10 protein-coding genes are annotated in these 12828 nt (G+C 36.6%); 2 read left to right on the top strand and 8 right to left on the bottom strand.

The genetic code is table 11. The annotated features are described in order from the left end of the window. Positions 1-3 precede the first annotated feature (3 nt). The 8 genes from ACQKIH_RS03570 to ACQKIH_RS03535 all read right to left on the bottom strand — a co-directional run bounded on the left by ACQKIH_RS03570 (position 4) and on the right by ACQKIH_RS03535 (position 11209). Positions 4-2175 carry an acetate--CoA ligase family protein gene (locus ACQKIH_RS03570; protein ID WP_427763492.1) on the bottom strand — a complete coding sequence of 724 codons (2172 nt, stop codon included), beginning with the start codon at positions 2173-2175 and terminating at the stop codon, positions 4-6. 337 nt (positions 2176-2512) lie between these two features. After that, a complete protein-coding gene (locus ACQKIH_RS03565; protein ID WP_427763718.1) occupies positions 2513-4498 on the bottom strand; it encodes a helix-turn-helix domain-containing protein in 1986 nt (661 codons plus the stop codon). A 346-nt stretch (positions 4499-4844) separates the two neighbouring features. Continuing rightward, positions 4845-5249, bottom strand: coding sequence for a pyrimidine dimer DNA glycosylase/endonuclease V (locus tag ACQKIH_RS03560; protein WP_427763490.1), 405 nt, complete (start codon positions 5247-5249; stop codon positions 4845-4847). Between the two features lie 44 nt (positions 5250-5293). After that, entirely contained in the window at positions 5294-6046 is a 753-nt protein-coding gene (locus tag ACQKIH_RS03555) for an alpha/beta family hydrolase (RefSeq protein ID WP_427763489.1), read from the bottom strand. A gap of 532 nt (positions 6047-6578) precedes the next feature. Continuing rightward, the gene (locus ACQKIH_RS03550; RefSeq protein WP_427763487.1) at positions 6579-7640 is read right to left on the bottom strand and encodes a suppressor of fused domain protein; all 1062 of its coding nucleotides are present in this window, start codon (positions 7638-7640) and stop codon (positions 6579-6581) included. 70 nt (positions 7641-7710) lie between these two features. Further along, a complete protein-coding gene (locus ACQKIH_RS03545) occupies positions 7711-9000 on the bottom strand; it encodes a DUF1963 domain-containing protein (RefSeq protein WP_427763486.1) in 1290 nt (429 codons plus the stop codon). Between the two features lie 35 nt (positions 9001-9035). Then, positions 9036-10064 carry a DUF4303 domain-containing protein gene (locus ACQKIH_RS03540; protein WP_427763484.1) on the bottom strand — a complete coding sequence of 343 codons (1029 nt, stop codon included), beginning with the start codon at positions 10062-10064 and terminating at the stop codon, positions 9036-9038. A gap of 89 nt (positions 10065-10153) precedes the next feature. Next, positions 10154-11209, bottom strand: a complete 1056-nt coding sequence (locus tag ACQKIH_RS03535) for an ankyrin repeat domain-containing protein (RefSeq protein WP_427763483.1) — start codon at positions 11207-11209, stop codon at positions 10154-10156. Between the two features lie 140 nt (positions 11210-11349). Between ACQKIH_RS03535 and ACQKIH_RS03530 the strand changes: the two genes are divergently transcribed. Together ACQKIH_RS03530 and ACQKIH_RS03525 are read left to right on the top strand one after the other, a co-directional pair. After that, positions 11350-11979, top strand: coding sequence for a methyltransferase domain-containing protein (locus ACQKIH_RS03530; protein WP_057987578.1), 630 nt, complete (start codon positions 11350-11352; stop codon positions 11977-11979). After that, positions 11976-12770, top strand: a complete 795-nt coding sequence (locus ACQKIH_RS03525) for an alpha/beta fold hydrolase (RefSeq protein WP_057987580.1) — start codon at positions 11976-11978, stop codon at positions 12768-12770. Before ACQKIH_RS03530 ends, ACQKIH_RS03525 begins: the two co-directional genes overlap by 4 nt. Positions 12771-12828: the final 58 nt, after the last annotated feature.

Genomic DNA, 12828 nt, shown 5'->3' with positions numbered 1-12828 from the left:
AACTTACCCTCCTACTACTTGTATTTCTGCCACTTTTTCCTGTACGACAATCATGGCATCTGCCGCTTTTATCCCATTTTCATACACGATCAATGGGTTAATATCGAGCTCTTTAATCGTTTCTTTGTTGTCGTTCATTAAATTTGATACTTTTAAAAGAACATCTATGATTGCCTCTTTATCAACAGGCGCTTTTCCACGGGCTCCATCTAAAATTGCTTTTCCTTGGAGCTCTTCTAATAAATCGATTGCATCCTTACGAGTTAACGGTGCCACTTTAAATGCGATATCTTTAAACACTTCTACAAATACTCCACCTAGACCCGCCATAATAACCGGACCGAATGTTTCATCATTGTGTGCGCCAACAATAATTTCCACACCATTTGGCAACATTTCTTGCACGGATACACCATTTAACTTCGCAGTAGGATTATAATTTTTTGCATTCGACATCACTTCTTCAAATGCCTTACGTACGTCCTCTTCAGAAGATACATTTAAACGAATGGCATCTGCTTCTGTCTTATGTGGAATATGTGGTGAATCTATTTTCAACACAACTGGGAAACCAATTGTTTTTGCCATTTCAACTGCTTCTTCCGCTTCTTTTGCAATAGCGCGTTTTGTCGTAGGAATGCCATACCTGTCCAGCACTTCACTTGCTTCTGATTCACTTAAAGTAGATCCAGGCTGTAATAATGCATCTATATTATTTGCTGAGCCAAAATCAGCAGCAACATCTGACAGCTGATCATTTTCCTGTACATACTTGCTATATTGCACAAGCTTTGATAGCGCACGTACCGGATTTAAAGCACCTGAGATCACCGCGATATCGTTTGCTACAAGCGTATTCGTCGCTTTCGGATACGTCAGTCCTTCTAGTGGGAATGGGAAAACAGCAATCACTTTATTGCTTGCTTTTGCAACCGATACAAACTCTTGTAGTTGAGGTGTATTTTCATCCCAATGGAATGGGAAATCCGTGAAAATAATATTATCCACATCCGGATCATTCACTAACACCTTCATTGCTTCTAAATAAAATTCTGGATTCGTTACGGAAGCTGCTGCTGTTAAATCAATTGGATTGCTGACACTTGCATAATCTGGTAAAGTTTTGCGAATTTCCGATTTTGTCACCTCGGATAACTCCACGATATTTAAGCCATAACTTTCACAGCGATCGGCTTCATTAATGCCGCGTCCACCTGAGCTCGTAATAATGACTGTATTATTCCCGGTCGGTAGCCTTTCCGTATTAAATAATTTAGAAAATGCGATAATGTCATCAAAATCCTCAGCACGGACAATGCCATTTTGTTTGAAAAAGGCATCATAAACCATATCCGAACCTGCTAATGAACCCGTATGTGAAGCTGCGGCACGACTTCCTGCATTACTGCGACCCGTTTTCATTAACACAATAGGTTTTTTCTTATTTAACGCTTGTTTAGCTAATTGCTTGAATTTCTCTGGTTTTTTTGTGCCTTCTAAATAACCGCTAATAATGCTCGTCTCATCATCGTGCAACATGTATTCAACAAAATCTTCAAAACTCGTATCCATCTCGTTGCCTGTACTAACGAAATAGTTAAAGTTAACCCCATATTGCGCAGCTGCCATATACGTTAAAACACCAAATGCGCCACTTTGCGAAACATATCCTACCCCTTTTTTTCCATCCATCGGTACCGTTAAAAAAGATGGAGAAAATGTCGCGATTAAGCCGTTTGAGGTGTTTACAAGACCTACACAGTTAGGACCAACTAAACGGATGCCATGCTCTTGTGCATACAATGCTAATTCTTCTTGTAATTTTTGACCTTCTTCACCTGCTTCAGAGAAACCTGCCGCAAAAATAATGGCTGATTTTACTTTCTTTTTGGCGCAATCAACGAGCCCTGATTTTATTTGATTGTAACTTACGCAAAAAATGACGAGATCAATATCACTTTGTACTTCTGCTAATGAAGAATAACTTTTTAATCCTGCAATCTCACTTGCGGTCGGATGGATAGGATAAATCTCGCCTTGAAATTGTCCATCAATTAAAGCTTGAATTTGTAAATGTCCGATTTTATATTTATTTTCTGATGCACCTAATACAGCAACTGACTTTGGGTTTAACAACGGTTTTAACGATTCATAACCTGTTACTTGTTGAGTCATTCACTATCACCCCTAGTATTGTTTTCACCAGATTCAATATCTGTAACAATACTTTAACAACAACTATTTAAATAATCAGAAAACTTTAGAATGTAAATTTATATACTTATAAAGACCATATTATTTCAAAATAAAACACCTCAGCCGTTGATATGACTGGGTTTAAAATTTCAATAAAAAATTATATGCACTTTATAACCCCGACATCTACGCAAGTTAACCTCGACACTAACACCCTGTAAGCGCATTCACATAAAAAGGCTTTACCGAAAGTTAGTAACTTCAGTAAAGCCTTACATTTTTTTATTATTTTCTCTAAAGGAGATCTAATGTTTTATCAACCGAATTTTTCCATCCACTTTACTATTTTTCCTCTTAACTTTGCGGATGGCTTTGCTTGACTACGTTCAATATTACTGATGTAGGATGCTGACACTTCAAGTTCCTCTGCTACTGTTAACAGTGTGAGTTTATGCTCTTTACGAATTTCCAGAAGGCGTTCACTTATCTTTCTAAGCACAGCATTTTTTTTCATTGCTGTTTCATCTTGTGGAGTCGCGTTTTTATCCACTTTTTTTATAGAGCGATAATGATCCTTCACAACATGCGATGGCTCAATGACAACAGATGTATTGAGCCAATATTTTGTCCACCCTCTATTTAAAGCTAAATCTTCGTCCCAATTCACATAATGCCAATCTGCAATAATATTGTCGGCAGTTAATTGATCAAGCGCCTTTTCAAATCGTTCACGCGTACGCATTGGAGAACGTTTATTTAAAGTTTCACCACTCGCCTCTAGTAATGTGCTAATTTTATTTAACTGCAAAAAGTCTCCTTTATAAGCTTGGGTACGCCAACGCCAGCTCAAGTATCGGCAAAGCTGCTTTTCACAACTAAAACGGTAAGCATGATACCTAAGTGCCTTTAGCGGTAAGAGCGCAACTTGCCTTTGCGATGATGTTAAATATTTTGCCAACACTTTATCGAGTGTAAATGAAATCTTTTTACTACAATTATCTTTGTTCACAATATATTCTTTACCGTCTTTTTGTTTAAATAGTATGGTTCTTCCTTGCACGCCAACTTGTACAGGTTGATTGTTTTTATACATGACCGTTTTTTCAATCGTTAACCATAAACTTTGAATATTACTTAATGCCGTGATGACTTGCTCTTTCTGCTTTGCTTCAAAACCTCCGCGTCTCCCCTCTCCACCTAACTTTGCTTTTAAGCCGCGCATTACTAAAATATCGGCTAACTCAATTTCGATAATTTCTTCAGGATGTTTGGATCTGTGCAAAAATATGCTACATAAAATATCAAGGACATCAACATCGATTGTCGATAACTGTTGTACAATATTATGCGCCATTATCAATGAATCTTCGTTTAAAGTCATCGTATTTTTATCATTTTCAAGCTTTGGAATAATTCGTATATGCCCTTTTGTCTTACCTTTAATAAAGTTGTACTGTGGCCAAGAATCCAGAGCCCCCTGTGTAAAATCTCGTCGATACATTGCTTCTCTCACCGCATGATAAACGACACTATTTAATACAAAAATATAATTTGGAACAGTTGTTATTTGTATATTTTCTCGTTCTATTCGTATAACCTCTTGCTTTTCAACGGCATGCTCAATTCGTAAATACGTTTGAATATTATTGTTCAATTCATGAATAAGTTTCCGTTGCCATTCTTGAATATATAAATCGATCGCGCGTGAAAATTTATTAATAAACTCCCCATTACTCGTCAAATTGCTCGTTAACCGTTCGACAAATAACTCATTTAATTCGGTTGGTGTTAAATTTTTCAAACCATTCACACCATTTGTAATGACCATTTCTTCAAAAACAAATGTCGTTAGCTGTGCTCTACACCAACTATAAAAATAATCCCATGTAATCGGGTCACTAATGAATGTTGATTTTCGAATGATTCTTTTCGTTTTCTGAAGCGCTTCATCAAGAAGTGATTGATTACTTAAGATGGACTGATTCGTATCGTCATTTTGTGCCACAACATAAAAAATAACAGACTTTGCCATCTTCTCGATTGTACGATTTCTTGCTTCTATGCGAAGTTTATAAAACAACTCCTCATTTTGTAAATATGCGTCTTCACTTAATACATATCTTTTTGAATAAGATGCACTATCATGATGATCTAAAGCAATAATAGTTCCGTCTGCCATATGCTGTTCGTATAAAGACAGGTAATCATACTGTGTTTCAAGCTCATCGAAAATACATAATACGTAAAAATTTTGAATAACGTTTTTATATTGATCGATCACTTGCTGTATATAATTATTCATCCCCAAAATTGACAACCTCCTCGAATTTACAATAAATATAGAAAAAATGAGAAAATTTAAGTGTTTTATAGAATATTTTAACATAAAACAACTTATCCGTTTGATTTGTTTTAATATTATTTTTAAGTACTAAATTCACTATTATTGAGTAAGGTTTATTCTCAGGAAGTCATTTAGGCACCTATAACTTTTATGCAACTAAATGAAAAAACAAAAACCTTACAACCGTTATGGCTGTAAGGCTTGCGAGTACTTACTAATTTAGTTATGAAATCATATCCACAAATTGTTCCGTTATTTATATGATGCAGTATCTGCAAACGCTGCGGCTTTTATTAGAATGTTACTACTGGGATAATAATATTCCCTTTACATACCTGCATAAATTATTGTACATGTCCTCTTCATAATCTTTCTGACCACGCATATATTTTTCTTTTAGATTGTAATAGCAAATTTGAAGATATTCATTATCGTGATGATCCTTAAAAGGTTTAAAATTCGGACCTAACTCTAAACCCTCAAAGTATTTATTCATTTTTTCGTAAGTTCTAATTTTATAACCACGCATCGTCATTTCATCCATTACCTTGTTTGTATAAATGTACAAATCATCTTTAGGATATTCGTATATATAATTAATCAATATGTGTTGATCTTCTTTAGCAAAGATACTATTTAATTCTCTCCACTGTGAAAGTAATTGTCCTTTCGGTAGATGCTCCAATAAATCAACATGCCATAATCTCATTCATTATTGCTCCTTATTTCGAGGTGACTTACCCGTTTAAAATGTTATTCTAAGTTTAAACTATCCAAAAGTTCAATAATGTAAGTTGCTGAGTCCATCATCTGCTGTTTATTTGTTATGGATGATTCACCATCACCTTTTTGATTTCCATAATCTCCAAAACCTCCATGATTTCCACCTTTTATTTCTATGAATTCTGCGTCACTTGGCATCACATTTTTAGCCTCTTTTACTTTGTTTAAATCTGCAACTTGATCATTACTACCCCATAATGATAAGACTTTCAACGGTTTATCAGTAAAGTTTATTTTATTTTGTGGATAGGATGCTAACAATACTAAACCTTTGATTTCACCATTTTCAAGTGCATAATTTGACGCCATCACTCCTCCTAAAGAATGTCCGCCTATAACCCAAGTATCAATATCTTCATAATTACTTATTATACGATCTGCTCTATTAGGCGATAAAATGGCTAAGTTGAATTTCATTTTAGCAATAATAACGGTATACCCTTTTGATGCTATTTCATTTGCTATACTTGCATATGCTGAAGTTTCTACCTTTGCTCCTGGATAGAAAATAAAGCCTATATTTTTAGCATTAGATACTGGTTCAAATAATATATCTCCATTTTTTTCAACTTTAACGAAAGAGTCAGTTTTCAAACTATCCAAGGCTAACGAATCTGCCTTATAGTATGAACTCACATAAATAAAAAATCCCGCAGCTACTATTATTAGAAAAATAGCGATTCCCGTGATAATTTTATACTTTATAGATTTTTTTTGCTTCATCTTCTATCTCCTTTTTTCTTCTCCAGTTCGACGTTGAAGTGTCATAATAGCACTATCCATTATAATCTAAGTTTACTAGCCCTTATTTTATCTGTCCAACTTAGTGTAGTGTAGCCTATCCATATCCTCAATTTAGTGAGAATGAGTTAAGTGTTGCGCTTTCCATTCTAATGCAAGAAGAGAAACCTGTAAGCACTTAAGGGATTAATAATGAACCTATTAAGGGAGAATCTGGTCTAACTTGCATAGCTGATACTACAATCGATGAATTGAATATTGAAGAGATCGACAGTTTATTACTTACAGATTGCATGGATATTTTTTCTTTAGAAAAGGAAATGGGTTTCATCAATTACACATCGACGTAATTGCATCCAGATTTTTTCAAAAAGAAAAAAAGAAAAACGTTCAAAACCCTTCAACCAAGGCCCTAAACTTTCTTCTTTTAGTAAATCTATAATAATTTTTGAAATCCATATTTGGTTTGAAGTAGAACAAATAAATCGCCATTATTGTCTAGTAACCCGCTTATTTATCCAATAATAGATGTCACATTTCCATCTTGATCTTTAATGTAAGTTTTCACAACTTGTACGATGAAGTCTTTAGAAGAACACAATCGAATTTCTCCTTCTTTAGGCAGCAGTTTGTGCATGAGTTCATTAATTACCGCTTCATCCAGTTTTAAATGGACCGTGCCCTCATTTATTTCGATTTCAGTCGTTAAATCATGCTCCAACGTTACATTTATGTCTTTGCTCACTAACCTCAAATCTTTTCCCTTCAGCAATCGACCTCGTAGTAGATTTCCGACCGTACTTGCTTGCTTCGCTCCTAATGTGAGCACAGATGGTTTCTTCTTGAACAAACCATTTTTACCGGGTTCCCAAGCCAATTGATCCACAAATAAATAGCCCGTGTTCGAACCGTCACGATCTATTCCGTTTTGAACACTTTCCTGAATAGCAGGGACTTGCAGCATACAGTTTCGAGATAAATCTGTAATATAGCCTGGAACTTCTGCTTTTCCAGCTTCAAGTAAACCTCTTGTATTCCATATTTTCATAGCCTCTAACTCGTCTTCAGTAATCCCAACCATTTGAAGAAACTCCACGCGTCCATTAGGTGTATGCAGTGTATCCAATTCTGGATCAGGTATGAAAGCAAGAGCAGTTAACTGTGTATCGGCTCCCAAGCAAATTGGACCATTAGCATCTAAATAATCACCTGATGCGAAAATATTGTTGCTGCCAAACACATATCTTCCCATGTTTTGAAGCAAATTCAATGCCCATGCAGGTGGCTCTTCTTCATCCTGACTACGGCTCACTCGAAAGGATAGCTCAAACCCATAGCCACTATATTCAGGATCTTTCATTTCCTTCTCATAAAGCTCCGAGAAACCAAAAGTTACAATATGCCAGTGCGGAGAAGGTGTTTCCGCTTTATAAGCACTCAGGCCATCTAATGGATCTTGACCACCGAGCATATAAGAAATTATAGTACCAAAATGTTTCGGCTCCTGCTCCCCGTATAGCTTTGTTAATGATTTTTCAATTGCATCCCATCCAGTTGTCTTTACTTCCTCGGTCATGGTTTCCCCTCCAAGTCGTATAGGTTAAATTTATTATGTGATACACCATATCGTGACAAAACGAACAGCCTTAACTTTGCTGGTAAACAGTTGCAGTAATGCTATCTGTTGAACATAAAAACATATAAAAGATACCTTCCGCATATTCTTCAAATTCTGCATAATCAATCTGTCCGATAAACCGCATTTTTCGTTCACAAAAAGGACATACTGGATACTCTGGTTCTTGTACCCAACTCGGATAACCGCCAATCTGTGAATTCAATTGTGACATGGTCCAAACAGCGGCAAAATACGGTGATTGTGGCTCATGTGAAAGGACTAAATGAGGTGACAGATCCGATTCGCTGTTTACATCATCAATATTAGGAAAATAATTAGGTTGCTCATTATAGCGACTCCAAACAGGCACTCCATTATTGCCGAGCTCCATATAAATCATGCTATAGCTTCCACACAAATCACAAGTCATTACTTGCAAATTGTCCATCTTTAAGTCAAGGTATTGCAAAGATGGATGAGAGGTAGCTACGTCCATCAATTTCGTTAACTTCCTTTTGCACCATGGACATGTAGAATCGCTTGTCTTAAGAAAATGGGCATCCTGTTTTTCATTTAAGTTGCCATTTTGATGATCTGCTTTCCTAATGGCATAGCATAATTGACTATTTAGGTTACGCCTTTTCCCGTCAGCGGTAAGCTCCCACCCTCCGTAAAGTGCATAAGTTTCAGGTGTTACATGCAATTGCTCTACCCATTTCGGTGGCCGCATTTGCCATTCACGAAACTGCTCAATAACGCCAGCATTTCCAATCCAGCCGAGTGCAAGTAGAAGGTGATTTCGGTTGTCATCATCCCACATCACCCGTTCTAGAATGTGGTTTTGAATGTCTTGTTGTGCATCTTTAAAAAGAATCGGATTATAAAACAAGCCGTGCTGTATAAGCATCGGTAAAGTATCTAATACATAACCATCCCGGTAGCACACTAAAGATAATAAAATTTCTTCTGCTTCACTTTCATTATGTAAAGCAAGTAATTTCATTGCATATTTCAGCATACAATCTGCTTCTTCTTTTGATAATGATGTGTATATTTGCTCTTTAGATAATGGATAAGGTATATATTGGATTAACGGGTCATGTTTTCTCGGTGCATGCATCACTTTAAGTATGTCTATGCGATTTGTTAATTCTTCATAAAGATTCACTTCTATACGATGCCGCTTTATATAAGCTCGTCGCTTTTTTCGTTCTCGCTCCTGAAAGCAAGGCATACAAATTCCACCCGTTTTCGCTACGGTACTTGGCAAAATTGTTGCGCTACACCCCTCTGTCTTACATGGTATTCGTTCCGCCATTTTTGAATAACCTCCATAATCGTTTTGTAACGAGATTATAAGATGTCTGTTTGTTCTCCCTGATTTGACAATACTAACATGAGAATTTCCTTGCTCTCATTTTTAAGATCACCGTTCAGATGCTCTTGAATATGTGGGATGACTTGATTCCCAAGCTTCACAAGTTGTTCGTAGGCGTCATAGTCCGTTCGCCAAAAGCTCCTCATGCTGCCTTTACCAAACTCTCCTCGATCTATAACTGTCACCCAATGTTCCACTTGCTGAACAAGGGTGAGTTTTTGTGTAGCTTCAACAGCCGCCTGAAATTCCAGGTCTTTATCCTTTAAGTCTAGCATCGCTTTATACAATTGATCTTCGGGCACACATTGCCTTATGAGCTGGCTTAAAGTTAAATAATCCCCTCCAACACCATCCGCAGCTGAAACGTAGGCTATGAAATCATCCGTTTGATTTAATTGTTTTAGGTCGTTTTGTAATCGATGAATCACATCAATCGCAATTAAAAATAGTTCCGAATCTATGATCGTTTTCTCGAAAATGTTGTTCTTCTCATTCCTTAAATAGTCAGGCGTATCCTGGATAACGCAACCGATCGTTTCAAGATAACTTTCTAGTCGATCAGGCATCTCGTCAAACATAAAGGAATAATCACCTTCACTAAATTTACAAGAATTATATACTTGCTCTCTTGTTTCTTTAAAAATTTCCTTACCCGTTTTCAAGTAATTTTCTTGATAACTTGTGTAATAATCATCCGCAATTTCCTCTAAAGAAGCCTGATCGTTTATGTACACTAAATAGCTGCCATGATAACTATCGGTATAAATAGAGAAGGTATACACATCCTCGTTGCTCTCTTCTTCTATATAGTTACTTATAGCAGATTTACAGAAGTCGTATAGTGCATTCTCTATATCGTTTCTGCTAATAAATATCCCATCCTCAGGACCAAATGTCGAGATTTCCAGAATCGTTTGATCTGTTGTGCATTGAAGGTAAGTCCCCCTGCCTTCTAATTCTCTTCGTCCACTGATTAGTCTTCCAATTTGAACATCATAACTCATTGTAAAATTCATCCCCTTTAAATGTGTTTATCGTGTTCCTATAGAATAATATTCCCTTTTCTTAAGTGGTAAGTGCATAAGGGAATCTATTAACGCGTATATTCAGGCTGTTCTAAAGTAATCGGATTGGGATTGCTAAGTACCCATTGCACTGCCAACTCGCATAGCCTCGCAGTTCCTTCATCTCCATCGCCTTTGCTAAGCTCTTTCACTAAAGTGGCTGCCTCCTGAAGTGCATCGGAATGTAATGGCGTACCTAAGCTAAAATATTCGTTCAAACTTTTGAGCATTTTACGGAAATCATTATCCCAGTTCATGCCACCATTATCTAAAATTTCGTATGAAACTTTGCCAGTAATACGGATAACTTCACCCTGTACGGTTTGTGCAGATCCTTGTGAAGGAATTAGTAAACTCCAAAGCTCATTATGTTGCGCCTGCCAGCCCTTTGAATTAACCGTTATTGGAGACGTACCATCATGCGTTTTTCGCTTTTCCACTGGCGGAACATCAAATAGCACATAAAGACAAGAAAGTGCCACATCCGTTTCGTTCAAATATTCTTTATTAAAACCTTCTCTATGGAATTCAAAATTTTCTCCAATTCGCTTAACGGAATCTTGCATTTTTGGTGTGATTGTTACCCCAGCATTCAATAAAATATCGGCAATTTCCACTATATGGACAATATCAATATTTCGACATACTGTTAACGCTTTATCTAAAGGCGTCTGATTCATCCTATTGACCGCGCTAATATTCGCGCCTTTAGCAACGAGCGTGCGCACCGCATTTGGTTTAAAAAAAGCAGCCGCGGCAAATAAAGGTGTCTCGTTTTGATAATCCAACGCTTCTATATCTGCACTTAACTCCAGAAGCAATTCAATATTCCCGTGCCAACTTATCGCCTGATTATGTAAAGCCGTTCTTTTGTAATTGTCTCTCGCATTTATATCTGCACCTTGTTCCACGAGCCAGCGAACAAATTTATCCGGTACTTTGAAAAAACTTAAGGCTGTTGTTTTACTATAACCGCCATATGCTTCAAGCTCGCACTTTGCAAATACCTCTTGTAATGCTACAATATCGCCCGCCTCAATAAGTTCATTAAAATTTTTCGGTAACGTTTTTCTCTTTCTCGCCATATGTATTTTCGCTCCTTATATTGGATTTTTAAATTTTCTTCATTACGTCATTTACCATATATATACCAATATATATTTTACCATGTTATAATTTTTTTGCTAAGAGAGTTTACAGTTAATTAAGAAAAGGGGCTATACTTATGCAACCGTTTTGGGAAAAAGATTATAAAGAAGACGGGTATTACGCTTTTGGTAATCCAAGCATGGAAGTGATCGAGCAAACTAAAAAATTAACTCCTAATGCTACCGTATTAGATATTGGTTGCGGAGATGGAAGACATGCTATTTATTTAGCTAAATTAGGATTTAACGTGGAGGCAATTGATGTTTCAGAATCAGGAATTGCTAAAATTAATCGTTATAAAGAGCTCCATCAACTACATAATTTAAAAGCGTATGTACAAGACGCTGCAACTTACCCATTTGAAAAAAAGTTTGATCTAATTATTTCGCATGGTGTCTTTCATTTTATGCCGCGCATTGATTGGGTACATTTAATTCATCAAATGAAGAAGCATACAAATGAAAAAGGTTGTAATATTATCACAGTTTTCACTGATGAAGTTCCTATTCCTGATGACTTAGCCCCATTTGTTCATGGCATTTTTAAAGATGGAGAGTTACAAGATTTATATAAAGATTGGACGATATCTTTATACCGTTCTTATACGTTTGAAGATGAGCACGAAAATAATATTCATCACTGTCATGCTGCAAACAAACTAGTAGCTGTAAAACCGTTCACAGGAAAAGGGGAAACAAATATATGACCATTCACTATAAAATAATCGGCGAAGGATATCCCATCGTCCTGTTGCACGGTTGGACACTTGACCATCAAGTTATATTACACGCAATGGAACCATTATTCGAAAATCGTAGCGGCTGGAAAAGAATATACATAGACTTACCTGGCATGGGGCTTTCCGAGTCACAACCTTCTATTCAAAACTCTGATGATATGTTGGAAGCAATATTGCATCTTTTGGACGAGCTTATCCCTGATCAACCGTTTATTATTTGTGGTAATTCATATGGCGGGTACATGGCTAGAGGAATAATCCATTCACGGCAAGACACAGTTCGTGGGTTACTGCTAATGGCACCGATGACGATACCTGAATTTGATGAACGGGAAGTACCACTACAAACCGTTCTAAAAAGAGATAGCAACTTAATATCACATTTATCTCCAGAGGATGCGAATGAATTTTGCTCCATGGGGGTCGTGCAAGGTCAAAATGAATGGGAGAGGTTTCAAAATGAAATTTTAATTCCTTCCAAACAAACAAATCATGAATTCTTAAACCAAATCCGTCAAAATGGATATGGTTTTACATTCGATATTTCATCTAATCTTGAATATCCCACATTAATTATCACAGGCCGTCAAGACAATGTAGTCGGATACCATGATGTGTGGCGACTCATTGAAGATTATCCAAGAGCAACCTTTGCAGTGCTAGATATGGCTGGTCACAACCTGCAAATTGAACAAACCGATGTATTTAATGCATTAGTTCATAACTGGTTAAATAAGCTTGAGTCAGTACATTTTTAACTGGTGTAACTTTACATACATTTGAGTTACCTATTTCACTAAAGAGGGCTTGCATATA

This window comes from Solibacillus cecembensis (assembly GCF_050272495.1).
GTDB lineage: Bacteria > Bacillota > Bacilli > Bacillales_A > Planococcaceae > Solibacillus > Solibacillus cecembensis.
The sequence above is the reverse complement of the archived record's forward strand: the minus strand, read 5'-3'. Positions and strand labels throughout refer to the sequence as shown.

What these genes read in the sequence shown, in the direction of transcription:
- ACQKIH_RS03570 (WP_427763492.1), bottom strand. Translation starts at nt 2,175, where the DNA reads ATGACTCAACAAGTAACAGGTTATGAATCGTTAAAACCGTTGTTAAAC.
- ACQKIH_RS03565 (WP_427763718.1), bottom strand. Translation starts at nt 4,498, where the DNA reads ATGAATAATTATATACAGCAAGTGATCGATCAATATAAAAACGTTATT.
- ACQKIH_RS03560 (WP_427763490.1), bottom strand. Translation starts at nt 5,249, where the DNA reads ATGAGATTATGGCATGTTGATTTATTGGAGCATCTACCGAAAGGACAA.
- ACQKIH_RS03555 (WP_427763489.1), bottom strand. Translation starts at nt 6,046, where the DNA reads ATGAAGCAAAAAAAATCTATAAAGTATAAAATTATCACGGGAATCGCT.
- ACQKIH_RS03550 (WP_427763487.1), bottom strand. Translation starts at nt 7,640, where the DNA reads ATGACCGAGGAAGTAAAGACAACTGGATGGGATGCAATTGAAAAATCA.
- ACQKIH_RS03545 (WP_427763486.1), bottom strand. Translation starts at nt 9,000, where the DNA reads ATGGCGGAACGAATACCATGTAAGACAGAGGGGTGTAGCGCAACAATT.
- ACQKIH_RS03540 (WP_427763484.1), bottom strand. Translation starts at nt 10,064, where the DNA reads ATGAGTTATGATGTTCAAATTGGAAGACTAATCAGTGGACGAAGAGAA.
- ACQKIH_RS03535 (WP_427763483.1), bottom strand. Translation starts at nt 11,209, where the DNA reads ATGGCGAGAAAGAGAAAAACGTTACCGAAAAATTTTAATGAACTTATT.
- ACQKIH_RS03530 (WP_057987578.1), top strand. Translation starts at nt 11,350, where the DNA reads ATGCAACCGTTTTGGGAAAAAGATTATAAAGAAGACGGGTATTACGCT.
- ACQKIH_RS03525 (WP_057987580.1), top strand. Translation starts at nt 11,976, where the DNA reads ATGACCATTCACTATAAAATAATCGGCGAAGGATATCCCATCGTCCTG.